Annotated in this window: 26 protein-coding genes, 1 tRNA gene and 2 pseudogenes; all 29 read left to right on the forward strand. The window is 40.3% G+C overall.

Annotated elements, in window-relative coordinates:
- Nucleotides 1-144 precede the first annotated feature (144 nt).
- A complete protein-coding gene (locus B7700_RS11115; RefSeq protein WP_158086133.1) occupies nt 145-318 on the forward strand; it encodes a hypothetical protein in 174 nt (57 codons plus the stop codon).
- Nucleotides 311-709, forward strand: coding sequence for a RusA family crossover junction endodeoxyribonuclease (locus B7700_RS03335; protein ID WP_084887134.1), 399 nt, complete (start codon nt 311-313; stop codon nt 707-709). The genes B7700_RS11115 and B7700_RS03335 overlap by 8 nt, the downstream gene beginning before the upstream one ends.
- Entirely contained in the window at nt 706-921 is a 216-nt protein-coding gene (locus B7700_RS03340) for a hypothetical protein (RefSeq protein WP_049515376.1), read from the forward strand. Before B7700_RS03335 ends, B7700_RS03340 begins: the two co-directional genes overlap by 4 nt.
- Nucleotides 922-924: 3 nt before the next feature.
- On the forward strand, nt 925-1,113 hold the full coding sequence (locus tag B7700_RS03345) for a hypothetical protein (protein ID WP_142358598.1): 189 nt from the start codon (nt 925-927) through the stop codon (nt 1,111-1,113).
- A 104-nt stretch (nt 1,114-1,217) separates the two neighbouring features.
- Nucleotides 1,218-1,517, forward strand: a pseudogene (locus tag B7700_RS03350) (DUF1642 domain-containing protein); the annotation flags it as partial.
- On the forward strand, nt 1,514-1,678 hold the full coding sequence (locus tag B7700_RS11185; RefSeq protein WP_192855653.1) for a hypothetical protein: 165 nt from the start codon (nt 1,514-1,516) through the stop codon (nt 1,676-1,678). The pseudogene B7700_RS03350 and the gene B7700_RS11185, both read left to right, overlap by 4 nt.
- The gene (locus B7700_RS03355; RefSeq protein ID WP_084887138.1) at nt 1,678-2,031 is read left to right on the forward strand and encodes a hypothetical protein; all 354 of its coding nucleotides are present in this window, start codon (nt 1,678-1,680) and stop codon (nt 2,029-2,031) included. The genes B7700_RS11185 and B7700_RS03355 overlap by 1 nt, the downstream gene beginning before the upstream one ends.
- Before the next feature lie 2 nt (nt 2,032-2,033).
- On the forward strand, nt 2,034-2,294 hold the full coding sequence (locus tag B7700_RS03360; protein WP_049515369.1) for a DUF1372 family protein: 261 nt from the start codon (nt 2,034-2,036) through the stop codon (nt 2,292-2,294).
- Nucleotides 2,291-2,965 (forward strand): DNA-methyltransferase, encoded by a 675-nt coding sequence (locus B7700_RS03365; RefSeq protein WP_084887140.1) that lies wholly within the window; start codon nt 2,291-2,293, stop codon nt 2,963-2,965. The genes B7700_RS03360 and B7700_RS03365 overlap by 4 nt, the downstream gene beginning before the upstream one ends.
- A 63-nt stretch (nt 2,966-3,028) precedes the next feature.
- Nucleotides 3,029-3,373, forward strand: a pseudogene (locus B7700_RS11190) (YopX family protein).
- Complete coding sequence (locus B7700_RS03375) at nt 3,373-3,609, forward strand: DUF3310 domain-containing protein (protein WP_084887142.1); 237 nt, start codon at nt 3,373-3,375, stop codon at nt 3,607-3,609. The pseudogene B7700_RS11190 and the gene B7700_RS03375 overlap by 1 nt, the downstream one beginning before the upstream one ends.
- Nucleotides 3,599-3,988: a helix-turn-helix domain-containing protein gene (locus tag B7700_RS03380; protein ID WP_084887144.1), complete on the forward strand. Its 390-nt coding sequence runs from the start codon at nt 3,599-3,601 to the stop codon at nt 3,986-3,988. The genes B7700_RS03375 and B7700_RS03380 overlap by 11 nt, the downstream gene beginning before the upstream one ends.
- Nucleotides 3,985-4,410 (forward strand): DUF1492 domain-containing protein, encoded by a 426-nt coding sequence (locus tag B7700_RS03385; protein WP_084887147.1) that lies wholly within the window; start codon nt 3,985-3,987, stop codon nt 4,408-4,410. The genes B7700_RS03380 and B7700_RS03385 overlap by 4 nt, the downstream gene beginning before the upstream one ends.
- Nucleotides 4,411-4,824: 414 nt before the next feature.
- Nucleotides 4,825-4,895: transfer RNA gene (locus B7700_RS03390), tRNA-Trp, on the forward strand.
- Between the two features lie 69 nt (nt 4,896-4,964).
- On the forward strand, nt 4,965-5,405 hold the full coding sequence (locus B7700_RS03395) for a terminase small subunit (protein WP_001859583.1): 441 nt from the start codon (nt 4,965-4,967) through the stop codon (nt 5,403-5,405).
- On the forward strand, nt 5,383-6,681 hold the full coding sequence (locus tag B7700_RS03400; RefSeq protein ID WP_084887149.1) for a PBSX family phage terminase large subunit: 1,299 nt from the start codon (nt 5,383-5,385) through the stop codon (nt 6,679-6,681). The genes B7700_RS03395 and B7700_RS03400 overlap by 23 nt, the downstream gene beginning before the upstream one ends.
- 11 nt (nt 6,682-6,692) lie before the next feature.
- Complete coding sequence (locus B7700_RS03405; RefSeq protein ID WP_084887152.1) at nt 6,693-8,162, forward strand: phage portal protein; 1,470 nt, start codon at nt 6,693-6,695, stop codon at nt 8,160-8,162.
- Nucleotides 8,071-9,126: a minor capsid protein gene (locus B7700_RS03410; protein WP_239822547.1), complete on the forward strand. Its 1,056-nt coding sequence runs from the start codon at nt 8,071-8,073 to the stop codon at nt 9,124-9,126. Before B7700_RS03405 ends, B7700_RS03410 begins: the two co-directional genes overlap by 92 nt.
- Before the next feature lie 3 nt (nt 9,127-9,129).
- The gene (locus B7700_RS11120; protein ID WP_158086134.1) at nt 9,130-9,297 is read left to right on the forward strand and encodes a hypothetical protein; all 168 of its coding nucleotides are present in this window, start codon (nt 9,130-9,132) and stop codon (nt 9,295-9,297) included.
- Nucleotides 9,298-9,315: 18 nt separating this feature from the next.
- Nucleotides 9,316-9,579: a hypothetical protein gene (locus tag B7700_RS03415; protein WP_084887154.1), complete on the forward strand. Its 264-nt coding sequence runs from the start codon at nt 9,316-9,318 to the stop codon at nt 9,577-9,579.
- 201 nt (nt 9,580-9,780) lie between these two features.
- Nucleotides 9,781-9,993: a crAss001_48 related protein gene (locus tag B7700_RS03420; RefSeq protein WP_084887156.1), complete on the forward strand. Its 213-nt coding sequence runs from the start codon at nt 9,781-9,783 to the stop codon at nt 9,991-9,993.
- 133 nt (nt 9,994-10,126) lie between these two features.
- Entirely contained in the window at nt 10,127-10,711 is a 585-nt protein-coding gene (locus tag B7700_RS03425; protein WP_084887158.1) for a DUF4355 domain-containing protein, read from the forward strand.
- A gap of 6 nt (nt 10,712-10,717) precedes the next feature.
- Nucleotides 10,718-11,563 (forward strand): N4-gp56 family major capsid protein, encoded by an 846-nt coding sequence (locus tag B7700_RS03430; RefSeq protein WP_084887160.1) that lies wholly within the window; start codon nt 10,718-10,720, stop codon nt 11,561-11,563.
- A gap of 15 nt (nt 11,564-11,578) precedes the next feature.
- Nucleotides 11,579-11,761, forward strand: coding sequence for a Rho termination factor N-terminal domain-containing protein (locus B7700_RS03435; RefSeq protein WP_084887162.1), 183 nt, complete (start codon nt 11,579-11,581; stop codon nt 11,759-11,761).
- Nucleotides 11,751-11,939, forward strand: a complete 189-nt coding sequence (locus B7700_RS03440; protein WP_084887165.1) for a hypothetical protein — start codon at nt 11,751-11,753, stop codon at nt 11,937-11,939. Before B7700_RS03435 ends, B7700_RS03440 begins: the two co-directional genes overlap by 11 nt.
- Nucleotide 11,940: 1 nt before the next feature.
- Nucleotides 11,941-12,252 (forward strand): phage head-tail connector protein, encoded by a 312-nt coding sequence (locus B7700_RS11430; RefSeq protein ID WP_084887167.1) that lies wholly within the window; start codon nt 11,941-11,943, stop codon nt 12,250-12,252.
- Entirely contained in the window at nt 12,233-12,571 is a 339-nt protein-coding gene (locus tag B7700_RS03450; RefSeq protein ID WP_050125325.1) for a hypothetical protein, read from the forward strand. Before B7700_RS11430 ends, B7700_RS03450 begins: the two co-directional genes overlap by 20 nt.
- Nucleotides 12,546-13,055 (forward strand): HK97-gp10 family putative phage morphogenesis protein, encoded by a 510-nt coding sequence (locus tag B7700_RS03455; protein ID WP_084887169.1) that lies wholly within the window; start codon nt 12,546-12,548, stop codon nt 13,053-13,055. The genes B7700_RS03450 and B7700_RS03455 overlap by 26 nt, the downstream gene beginning before the upstream one ends.
- A complete protein-coding gene (locus B7700_RS03460) occupies nt 13,055-13,423 on the forward strand; it encodes a hypothetical protein (protein ID WP_049515342.1) in 369 nt (122 codons plus the stop codon). The genes B7700_RS03455 and B7700_RS03460 overlap by 1 nt, the downstream gene beginning before the upstream one ends.

Here is a 13,423-nt window from a genome sequence, read left to right on the forward strand (position 1 = left end):
CCTTGAGGAGAGATATTTAGGAAGTGTCCCTGAGAGTTCAGAAGAACAGGTACAGGTACAAGGGGGCTATGCATCCGCCCCTTGTAACCCTGTAACCCTGTCCTTCACTCTGAACTTAGGCGCGTATAAAAAAGAAGGTGAAAAATGACATTAAATAAAAAAGCTATTGATAATCTTAAAAAGGAAATCGATGACTTGTTGGATAAATGTGAAGATGATTTTGAAGAGATGGCACTTAATCCAGATTACACATTTGGATTGCTTATGAGTGCTAGTGCGACCTTGGGTGTGATTTTAAGGGAGTTGGCTGATGATTGAATTCTTTTTACCGATGAAAAAAATACCGACAACAACTCATCAACAAAAAAAGGTAAATACGAGATTTGGTAAGCCGATTTTTTATGAACCAGAGGATCTAAAAAATGCCAGAGCGAAATTTGAGAGCTTGCTTGCCCAGTATGTTCCTACTGATAAATTTGAAGGAGCTATTCGGCTTACAGTCAAGTGGTGCTTTCCTCGTATCAAAAAAAGCTACGATGGCCAGTACAAGACCACAAAACCAGATACAGATAATTTACAGAAGTTGCTCAAGGATTGCATGACGAAACTTGGATACTGGCAAGACGATGCTCAAGTGGCCAGCGAGATTGCCGAAAAGTTCTGGGCTGATACAGTTGGGGTCTATATCAAGATTGAGGAATTACCATGAGAATTGATTACATCGATTTCTTTAGCAGAGTTATTCCTGAATGGATGGCACGCAGTAATAAGAAGAGTCAAGAAGTCGGTTTTGGCTCGGACGCTTATTGGCTATGGGCAGTAACTACGATTGGCGAAATTTGTAAGCAATACAATGATGATTCACTAGTGACGGAACAGTTTGGCCTACTCTTTAATTGGCTAGAAAAACAAGCAGGATAAACCATGGAATACAGCAAACAGACAGTCATCGAAGGACTGAAACGCACGATCGAGCAGACGGAGGCAAGGATAGTTGAACTATCTGAGCCGTGTGTCAAATCACTTGCATTTAGCAGGTCAGAGGAACGTGACTTGCTTAAAAAGAAAGTGAAAAACTGGAAGAAGAGAATAAAGGAGTTGGAAGATGAATAAAGAAGAATTAATAACTATACCAAAAGAAGTAGGAGAGTTTATCACGCACCAAAAAGCAAAAAGGGAAAAACTTTTTTACATCACTTGAAAATCTAAAGTATGAACTTGAAATCTTAATGTGGATCACGAAGGATGATAATGAAGATAAGTTTTTGAGTGCATGGGTCAACGGCTTTAATGTTGAGCTTGAAACGCTTTACCAAGTTCGTTTCAAAGGCTTGAAAAAATTGAAAGACGGATATGATTACTTGAATTACAATAAAAAGCAAGACGAATGGCTTTTCATGAGTAAGCACGAAGTAGGAGAATTCCGCACAAAGCATACACGCAAAGAGCTTGAAGAAGCAGGATTTGGAGAAGTATTCACTAGCAAACTTTTTGAAGTTAAGGAGGTGGAGGGATGACTAATGAGCAAAATATTTTAGAGACACAATTGATTTTAGGTAAGCAAGTTTTAGAAATTGTATTGGATTTGCTAAAAAGTGACTCGAAAACAGGGGCGGTTCTACCTTTAAACATAAATGACCGTGAATTTACGATTACTGTAGAAAAAGAGGTGGAGTGATGGAATTTTTACTAACAAGCACAAGCGGGTGGGTTGAAAATCAAATCCCTAACGCCGTGATTAAAAAATACACAAAAATAGAAGTTAGAGGCTGTTCGACATTTGAAGAATTTGATAAGCGATTTTCTAGGTTAGAAGGCAGTTGGCTTTCTGAAGGAGTTAATCATAAAACGTCTAAAGGTCGAATACAAAGAGAATTCCCGAACGGTGCAGAGGGGCATTTTATCGAAATTAATTCGATAGAGGAGTTGCTAGAATTTCAGAAAAAAGTTGGAAACGAGCTAATAATTACTTCTGCTATTGATAATGAATCAATTCCAGCTATTGAAATTTACAATAATTACAGGGAGTGAACATGAAACGATTCATAGCTATCTGGATTCTGCTATCTGCTGGTCTAAACATCTGGCAGATGGACAGGATTCGAGATTTGGAAGAGAAGAAGCCTATGGTTATCTACAAGGCTGATAACGCAGGCGCTGAGATATTCGGCAAAGTCGTCGAAAAAGGACGGCATGGCAAACTATATACGCTTACGATACGTGATTACGGGGTGTTCGTGGTTACGAAGGACGTGTATGAGAAAGTGAAAGTAGGAGATGAGGTGTTGTTGTGAAATTATTTCTTCACGAAGATTGTATGGACGTTATGAAAAGATATCCTGACAACTACTTTGATTTAGCTATTGTAGATCCCCCATATTTTTCCGGTCCAGAAAAAAGAGAATACTATGGTCGAAAAGTCAGTCCGATTGGCGTCAATAGACTGTATGGCAAAACATCAGAGTGGAAAATTCCAAATAGAGATTATTTTGATGAGTTATTTAGAGTTTCAAAAAATCAAATCATTTGGGGTGTGAACTACTTCGACTACTCTTTCGGGCCTGGCCGTATCGTGTGGGACAAAGTTAATGGCAAGTCAAGTTTCTCAGATTGTGAGATAGCGTACTGCAGCTTACATGATAGTATACGGCTGTTTCGCTATATGTGGAATGGTATGATGCAAGGAAAGTCGATATCTGAAGGTCATATACAACAAGGGAATAAGGCCTTAAATGAGGTTAGAATCCATCCGACACAAAAACCGATAAGTCTTTATCTTTGGTTACTTCAAACTTACGCAAAAGAAGGAGACAAGATTCTTGATACTCATGTTGGTTCAGCAAGTAGCTTAATTGCTTGTCAAGAATTAGGTTTTGAATATGTCGGTTGCGAGTTAGATAGAGACATCTTTAATCTTGCTAAACAGAGACTCAATGATTATGAAAAACAAATAAAATTATTTTAAAAAGGAATAGGAGGATTTGGTATGATACCGAAATTTAGAGCGTGGTTGAAGAAAGAACAGAAAATGGATAATTATATCGACCATATCAGTTGGCTAGAGGATGAGTTATATTGTATTGGGGATGGAATTACTTACATGGTTTCAGCGGAAGATTTAGTGCTCATGCAATCAACAGGACTCAGAGATAAGAACGGTAAGGAAATCTTTGAGGGGGATGTAGTTAGATAAGTACGAACTCAGCCAACAACGGAAAATGAAACAATCACAGGTGTTGTAACCATGATTGAGGGAGCTTGGTTGATTATGAATGATTGCGAGCAATTAGCTAGCTATTTGTGGTCAGAAACTGATGAGAACGAAATCATCGGCAATGTATACGAAAACAGAGAGCTTTTGGAGGATGAATAATGATGCCAGAAATAATTGACAACGTAAACAAACCAAGCCACTACCAAGGTCGGTATGGAATGGAATCTATCGATGCTTTAAGAAACTTCATGACACCAGAACAGCTGAAAGGCTTTTATCTTGGAAATGCCTTGAAGTATCAACTGCGATTCCAGAAGAAAAACGGTCTTGAAGACCTGAAGAAAGCCAGAAAGAATCTTGACTGGCTGATCGAGGAGATGGAACGTGAAGGATAGTAAATTTTTTTCAGAACAGATCAGATTGTGGCGAATTGGTAAAGGTCTATCTTTGAGAAAAGCTTCAAAGAAATTTGGTATTAGTCCAAGGACATTTTCAAATTGGGAACGAGGTCTGATACCAAGTGATCGTCAGAAAGAACGTCTGTCAAAAGAGTTAGGATTGGATAAAGATGTCTTATTCAAGAAGTGTGAGATTGGAAATCTTAATGCGCTTTTGAAAGAAAAACGTTTGGAGCAAGGTCTTACTCGTACAGAATTAGCAAAGCATTTAGGGTATTCTTCAACAATCATAAGTTGTTGGGAGAGAGGTTTGGAAATTTCCGAATGTGAGGCAGAAGACATCTGCCAATTCTTTGGAATCGAGGTGTATGATTGACAATAGATATTAAACAGAGATTAAAAGCCTTGCCATATATCGATATAAAAGCTAAATCGAAACATCAAGAATATATCAGTCTACGTTCAGGCATTTTAAAAGGACAGACGTTCGATAGTATGCCGAAGTCAAAAAGCAATAAGAACCAGTCTGAAGAATTGAATATATCTATTATTGACAGGTCTGAACAATTATACGAAGAGATTAAAAAACTATATCGTGAACGAGATGAGTTAGTTCAGTTGATTGAATCTCTTGATGATCCGTTAGAAAATATTGTGATGCGACTATTCTTTATTGATGGATTAACGTGGAGCGAGGTAGAGAGTAAGTTGGGATGCAGTCGAGGGACTATCTATAATATTAGAAAATCGGCCTTCGAAAATATTGCTAAAAGAAGTAAACAGATTAAACAAAATTGAAACCTTTAAATGATAAAATAGTATTATCAGCTGAAGGCGGTAAGCGCACTGATAACTCCTTATTTTTTCATTTTATTTCCGAGGCTTCGGCCTCACATGGCGGTGACAGGTGTAAAGTGATTTTCTCTCCTATGTATTTTTTCGGTTCGAATCCGGACATCGCCTTTTGAGTGTTTGTGTCCCAGAATGGGGTAGGCAGTAGGCTTAGCATTCATATATCACTCATTAACTTAAAAAATGGTTGCAGAAGCGACTGGACCTTGCATGATTGCGTAGCTACTTATATCCTAGGTAAGTTATAAGCTAGAGGGTTTGATTCCCTCAGAGGTTGTAATGACTACAAAAAAATAAATCAGAAAATTGATTTCTAATTAACACGCAAGGTTGTAGTCGCCTTGCATTTTAAAGTAAAAGAGGTTTTTAGTGTAGCGGTAACACAACAGTCTCCAAAACTGTTATCGTGGGTTCGATTCCTGCAAAGCCTGTGAGAGGTCTTAAAAAGGTCGCACATCGTGTGGCTTTTTTGATTATTTGAAAAAGGTGGTGATGGAAAATTGAGTGGATTGAGAATAAAACAAAAGAGATTTGCAGATGAGTACATCATCTCAGGTAATGCGACGGAAGCTTATAAAAAAGCAGGTTATCGTGTTTCTAGTGATAGAGTGGCAGGCGTTGAAGGGCATAAGTTACTAAAGAATCCTAAGATTAAAAGCTATATAGATGAACGACTGAAACAACTTGATTCTGAGAAAATTGCAGATCAACAAGAAGTACTTAGTTATCTAACATCAGTAATGCGAGGAGAGACGCAAGAACAGACCTTGATAAGCATAGGAGAATTAGGTCAAACGATTACGGATATTGATGTCGGAGCAAAAGATAGAATCAAAGCAGCCGAACTTTTAGGAAAACGGCATAGGCTTTGGACAGACAAAGTAGAGGCAGACGTTTCTGGAACGGTGGTGTTTGCGAATGAGTCAGACATACCAGATTAAACAGAATGATATTGTTGTTGACCTACCTAAGACAGTAGGCGGGGGATATGGCCAGTTTTGGCGCTCAAGAAGTCTTTACCGTGTTGTAAAAGGTTCCCGTGGTTCGAAGAAGTCCAAGACAACTGCTTTAAATTACGTTGTACGTCTTTTGAAATATCCCTGGGCGAACTTGCTTGTCATTCGTAGATATTCGAATACAAATAAGCAATCTACCTATACGGATTTTAAATGGGCGTGTAATGTGTTGGGCGTGACTCATTTGTTTAAATTTAACGAGTCTTTGCCTGAGATAACTATAAAAGCGACTGGCCAAAAGATTCTGTTCCGTGGTTTGGATGATGAACTTAAAATCACATCTATTACAGTTGACGTTGGTATCCTTTGTTGGGCCTGGTTTGAGGAAGCGTACCAAATTGAGACTGAAGACAAGTTCAGTACGGTTGTTGAGTCAATCCGTGGTAGTTTAGACGTACCTGACTTCTTTAAACAAATCACAGTCACATTTAACCCGTGGAATGAGAGGCACTGGCTCAAGCGTGTCTTCTTTGATGAAGATACGAGACGAGCTGATACATTCGCTATTACTACCACTTATAAATGCAATGAGTGGTTGGATGAAGTGGATATCAAGCGCTATGAGGATTTGTATAATACGAACCCAAGACGGGCTAGAATCGTTTGTGATGGTGAGTGGGGAGTTGCTGAAGGTTTAATCTACGAGAACGTAACTGTCAAGGATTTCGATAAGGATGAATTACTACAAGATTCAGCTAATAAGTTATGTATCGGTCTTGACTTTGGTTTCACTCATGACCCAACCGCTTTGTGTTGTTCTCTCATAAACGATACAACGAAAGAGATTTATGTTTTTGACGAGGCGTATAAAGTTGGATTGATTACTAAAGAAGTTGCTAAGATGATTAAAGATAAAGGTTATCATCGCTCACGGATTATCGCTGATAGCGCTGAATTACGACTGATTGAGGAATTAAGGTCAGAACATGGTATAACTCGAATTAAAGAGAGTCGTAAAGGTAAGGATAGTATCATGGCAGGCGTGTCCAAATTACAAGGATACGCTATTTATGTACATCCGAGTTGTGAACATATCATGGATGAATTTTATAGTTACTGCTACCAGCGTGACAAAGAAGGTAATTGGTTGAACAAGCCAGAAGATAAAAACAACCACTTGATGGATGCTTTACGTTACAGCCTTCAATGTATCGAAGGTGGGAAAGCAACCGTCCGCAGACGTTCTGATTATGGTCTATAGAGAGGAAAGACATGTACCAATATTTAACCTATCCACGAGATGGATATGATGAGGGTTCTTTGAAGAAAGATCTGATTTACAAATTGATAACGAAACATAGCACTGAAGGCTCACGTTTGAAGAAACTTAAAAGCTACTACTTGGGTGAGCATGCTATCTTAAATCACAAGAGACGCAACGAGAACGCACCCAATTACAAGACAGTAGCCAATCATGCCAAGGATATCGCAGACACGGCTACAGGCTATTTTATGGGCAATCCTATCAAGTACAACAATACTGCCGAAGGTGATATTGATGAACTACTTACAGCCTTTGACGGTGCTGAGATTGACCAAGTAGATGCGCAGAACGCTTTGAACATGGCCATCTATGGTCGCGCTTATGAGTACATCTATGCCAAAGAGGGAGTGACTGAGTTGGATTCAACTAGTATTGACCCAGAGAATACTTTCATGGTCTATGATGATAGTATTGAGCGGAAGCCTTTATTTGCGGTCTATTACTACCAGGTCAAAGATGATACGAAAGATACTACTAAGTACCAGGCAGAAGTCTTTACTGAGAATCTGCATTATCATATGGTGCTGAGAAGTACAGATTCAGGGACATCTCAGATTGAAGAGGCAACACCTCATAACCTTGGTCAAATCCCGATTATCGAGTATCGCAATAATCATTTTGCGATTGGCGACTACGAGCAACAAATAAGCTTAATTGACGCTTACAACTCTTTAATGGGTAACCGAGTCAATGATAAGGAGCAGGCAGTAGAGTCTATCCTTGTCTTGTATGGTACGCAGTTAGCAGACACGCCAGAAGATGCTAAGGTAGCGATGAAGATTCTTTCTGAAGAAGGTCTTTTGGAGTTACCCGGCGATAGTGCAAGAGCGGAGTTCTTGAAGAACACGCTGGACGAAAGTGCTACTGAAACCTTGCGTACGGCTTTGAAGGAGGATATCTACACATTCAGCCATGTTCCTAACTTGACTGATGAGAATTTCGCAGGGAACACCTCAGGCGTAGCCATGGAATTTAAGCTGATGGGTCTTGAGATGATCACGAAGACCAAAGAAGCAAACTACAAGCGTGGATTAAGACAGCGTATTGCGATTTTTGCTCATTACTTGGGCATGAAGCAGATTGCACTAGAGTCTCATTCAATCGTTCCGCAGTTCAGCCGTGGTTTACCTAAGAACTTACTGGAAATCTCTCAGATTGTGAACAACTTGGAAGGCAAAGTGACCAACAGGCAGCTTATTTCTCTCTTGCCGTTTGTGGAAGACCCTGATGCTGAACTGGAAGCCTTGGAAGAAGAGAAAAAGAAGAACATGGAAGACATGCCGATGTTTAACCAAGACAACACGAAACCCGAAGACGAGGTAGAGGATGAAGAATCAGGAGTATTGGGCGAAGAGGAAAGCCAATCTGATTTACCAGCAGATGGACAAGGCCGAAAAGCAGGCAGACCAGTTCGATAAGGTCTATCAAGAAGCTAAGACTTACTTGGATAAGGAAATCAATAAGATTTTTGATAAGTTCCAACGTGATTATGGTTTAAGTCAGGTGGATGCTAGACAAGTCTTGAAGAACATGAAAGACAAGAAAGACCTGAATGAACTTCGTAAGGTACTTGAAGCTAGACCGAATGACCCGAATATCCAAAGGCTACTGGCTGACTTAGACAGTCCAGCTTATTCTTTCCGTATGAAGCGCCTAGAACGTTTGAGCGACGATTTAGACCGTATGCGTGAATCTATCTATCATTCAGAGAAGACAGGCTCAGATGCCTTTTATAGCGACCTGATGAAGGATAGCTACCACAAGGCTACCTTTGACCTGCAACAGCAGACAGGGCTAGCATATGGCTTTTCTGGGCTTCCTGAGAGCGAGATAAAACATCTACAGTCTTTTAGTTGGGTAGGAGATGGAAGCACGTACTCAACAAACATCTGGAAGAATACAGGAAAGCTTACTTCAAGCATAAAAGATGAACTACTCATGAGCCTCATGACAGGTCGAGATACACGAGGAACTGCACAAGCAATTGCTGAGCGGTTCAATGTGGGGCAGAACGATGCAAGGCGTTTGGTTCGGACAGAATCAGCCTTTTTTCATAACCAGATGGAACTACTCAGTTATGAGGAAGCCGATATAGAGAAGTATATATTTGTGGCCGTCTTAGACAAGCGTACATCACGCATTTGCCAAGAACATGACAATCAGGTTTATGATAGGGATAAGGCTGTCCCTGGTGTCAATTGTCCGCCTATGCACCCTTGGTGTAGGTCTACTACCGTAGCGCACGACGATGAAGCAGACTACGACAAGTTGAAGCGTAGGGCAAGGAACCCAGTTACAGGTAAAGTTGAGTACGTGCCTGCCGATATGACTTATAAAGAGTGGTATAGCAAGTATGTTGCGAAAGACGGGGAAAAGGAGTAGAAAATGAAAGTCAAAGAACTTTGTAAAACAATTGATAAAGAATGCTGTATCTCGGTTTGTCACAACGATAAAGATTTAGAAGGAGGTTATCCCGAGGATTTTATTGATTGTGATGTTGAAGTAAAAAGAATTTCAGTGGTAGCTTGCGAAGTTATCCTTATAGAAACTTAAAAGGAAGGGACAAAGCAGATGAAATATCGTAAGAAGCCAGTAGTGATTGAAGCTGTACAGTTTTTAGATACAGAAGAAGCTATAGATGAGCTATGTGATTTTGGATTAGATCCAGTACGGATTGACTACGCTGATTTAAGCAATCCCCTTTTAAAAATCGAAACGCTTGAAGGCTTGATGATTGCGACTGAAGGGGATTATATCATTAAAGGAGTTCAAGGTGAATTTTATCCGTGCAAGCCTGATATTTTTGCAGAAACTTACGAAGAAGTAGAGGAGTAAAGATATGTTTATCTGGGATTGGGTATCAATCGCCTTTGGGTGGTTGGTATTCTTTTGGCTATTTGTTTTAATTGTAGGAACTATTCTTGCGATTTTAACAGGTTTCAGAAATAGAAAGTAGGTGATCCGACATCTTGACTGGCAGGAATAAACCGCTATAAATTACTATAAATTAGTGAATTGAAGAAAGGAATAGAAAAAATGGAAGATTGGCAAAGACGTTTTATCGATGAATACAATGCGCTTAAGGATAAATATACAAAATTACATAAAATGGTTATCAAATACGAAGCTGGTACGCTCAATTTTGAGCCAAAATGCTCAATTGAAGTTTTAAAAAATCAAAAGTGCGCTATGGGTCAGTATTTATACTGGATGGAAGTTCGATCAGAAATCGAAGGAATCGAATTATAAAACTTAACCGTATGGAATCCCGTACGGTTTTTATATTGTCCAAACTGTACCGATGACATTAAAAGCTGTACTGTTCCGTCGCCGGACGTAAAACGAGATTATCGAGTGGCGACGTAATCGCTGGAGGACAATTATGTCAGAAGAAATCAATGCAACTGTATCTACTGAATCAACTGAGACTGTCGACACTCAAGAAAATGTTGATACAGTGCAGGAAGAAAAGCACGAACGAACTTTCACTCGTGCTGAAATCGGTAAGATGCTATCTGCCGAACGCTCTAAATGGGAAGCTGAGCAAGAAGCCAAGGAAAACGAGGCTAAGAAGCTTGCTAAGATGAACGCTGATGAGAAACAGAAATATCAGTTAGATCAGCGTGAGCAAGAACTAGCTGACCGTGAAAAGGCTATTGCTCGTAAGGAATTGACCGCAGAAGCTAAAGCAATGCTAAGTGAACGTGACTTACCTGTTGAGTTAGTGAATGTAGTTGATTTGACAAGCGCAGAGACGGTATCTGAATCTGTCGCTGTATTGCAGAAATCATGGGAGCAAGCCGTACAGAAAGGCGTACAGGAGAAGTTGAAAGGGAAAGCCCCTATCAATCACGCGCCAACTGTCAACGATGAGTTGACTGTTGAAGAGTTTAGAGCCATGGGATATAAGAGCCGTAACGAACTCTTCCTAAAGAACCCAGAGCTTTACAAGAAATTGAAAGGATAATAGAAAATGACAGCAGGACAAACTAAATTAGCCACTATGGTTAATCCAGAAGTAATGGCGGATATGGTAGCCGCTAAATTACCTAAATTGATTAAATTCACACCACTAGCATATGTAGAAACAGAGCTTGAAGGTCAACCAGGTAGCACTTTAACAGTGCCAGCATGGGAGTATGCAGGAGACGCTACTGAAATTGAAGAAGGCCAAGCAATTACGCCAGACCAATTGACTACTAAAAAGACTACTATGACCATCAAAAAAGCAGGTAAAGGTTATGAAATTACCGATGAATCTCTTTTGTCAGGTCTAGGAGACCCAGTAGGTCAAGCAACTTACCAGCTAGGTTTGGCAATCGCTAACAAGATTGATAACGACCTTGTAGCAGTAGCGAAAACAGCAACACAATTCGTAGATGATGCACCTACTACACTTGAAGCTCTTGATAAAGCTCTTGACGTCTTTGAAGATGAAGAAGATGCTCAGTACGTTGCTATCATCAATCCAAAAGACGCTACCAAGTTGAAGACAAACGTAGCTAAAGAATGGGTTAAAGGCTCAGAAATTGGCGCAGACGTTGTTATCTCAGGTACTTTTGGTGAAGCAGGCGGAGTACAAATCGTGCGCTCTAAGAAAGTTGAAGCAGGTAAAGGCTTCCTTGTTAAAGTGTCACCAAGTCAAACTCAGACAGACGACGCTAACAAGTACGGAGCTTTTGTAATCTTGCTTAAACGCGACGTGGCTATCGAAACAGACCGCGATATCTTGAAGAAGACTACTGTAATCACAGGAGATGAACACTACGGTGTTTACCTTTATGACCCTACACGAGTTGTAAAATTCGGTGGCGCGTAAGAAAGAGGTGACGATATGAGCTTATTGCTACGACGTCATTATATTCAAGAAGAGCAGGTTACCCAGTATTCTGATTTAGAGAATAAAACTCTAGAAGAGTTGAAAGTTCTAGCGAAAGAAGCAGGGGTAGCAGGCGCTTATAAGTTGACAAAAGCCGAAGCCGTAGAAGTTTTGGAGGATTTAAAAAGTGAAATTTAAAATCAAACAAGATTTCTATGATTGGGAATCAAATGTGAAACGACTGGTAGGGGAGGAGCTTGAGATTACTGAGGAACGATATGCCGAGCTGGCTGACAATTTTGCCAGCAATGGTGTCGCTATCTCAGATGTTCTTGAGGAAATCCTCCCTGAACCTGAGTTCTTAGAAGAGGATTGATATGTCTATAGAGTTGCTGAAGAAATTAACAGGCGAAGAAGATACTCAGCTTCTCATGTTGCTCCAAACGAGGGCTACAAATCTTATCTTGTCAGAGACTAATCGCACATCTTTGACACCTGCTTTAAGTCTTTTAATACCTGAGGTTGCTATCGAGATCCACAACCGCTCAGGAGCGGAAGGAGAGCATTCTAGAACCGAGGGCGGTATAGCAGTAGTCTACGGAGAAAACGGCCTGTCTACGGGTCTTTTACAGCGTATACGCATGCACAGACTAGCAAGGGTGGCAGGCCATGTTTTTGAAGCAGAGTAGACTGAAACCTTATCCAATGCGACGTTTTGAAAAGACTGTCACAGAGGAAGGTGTCGCAAAAGAAGGATATGCCAAGGAAGCTGAGACAGTCCGCCTTGAATTGTGGCCAGCTAGTAGCAAGTTACAATCTGAATTGTACGGCGAGCGTGTTAATGATATTTTGAACGCAAATGCCAACAAGTCAGCTACTATCAAAGTGAAAGATGGTGTGTGTATCGATAGCCAGACAGAAGTGACTCACAGGGTTATTTCTAAAAAGGTCTACACATATCATCAAGTATTGGAGTTGGAACGTGTCAGAGCTACTAGGGGCAGATAGACTTATAGCTAAGTTCAGGAAGCTGTCAGATGTTGCGCAACGAGATATTGTTTCAAAGGCGGTTCATCATGCAGCCAAAACCATTGTTCAAGCCGATGCTAAAAGACTGGCACCAGGCAACAATGGGGAACTTAGAAATAGTATCAAGACTAGGGTTAAAATGGACGGAGATAAGGTTATAGGAGAGGTTTACACAAATCTACACTATGCTCCTTATGTAGAGTTTGGTACAGGGCCAAAAGGACAGGCTAGCCATTCGGGTATATCGCCAGAGGTCAGTGTGTCTTACAGGTCTAGTCCTTGGTATGTGCATGAAGACCAAATCGATGTAGGACCTTACCACTTTCAAAAGATTGGGGAGTTCTACAAGATGTATGGTCAACCTGCCCAGCCTTATCTTTATCCAGCTTTGAGAGATAATCAAGAGCGTGTGTCTAAGAATATTTCGAATTATGTCCGTAGAAAGATAAGAGAACAAATATAATGATCAATATCAAGCCTGTTATTTATAAAGAATTGCAAAAGGTCGCAGATAATGTGACTGATACTTATCCTAGCGATTGGGAGAATTTCCCAGTCGTTATTTTTTTGGAAGAACAAAACAAGCCGGGTGAATGGTTCGACGACCAGGAACAAAAATCATCTATCCGCTACAAGGTGGATATCTTTGATGATACCAGCACTAGTGAGTTAGCTGTTAAAATCAATCAGATTTTTGAGTCTTTAGGTTTGCGAAGAACCGACTGCCAAGACGTACCAGACCCGTCACATTTGAGACATAAGGTCATGCGTTTTGAAGGTGTTGTTGACTTACACTCAGAGCTTGTTTTTCAATTTAGAATGGAGAATTAA

This window comes from Streptococcus mitis, from assembly GCF_002096755.1.
In the GTDB taxonomy this organism is placed as follows: Bacteria; Bacillota; Bacilli; order Lactobacillales; family Streptococcaceae; genus Streptococcus; species Streptococcus mitis_AC.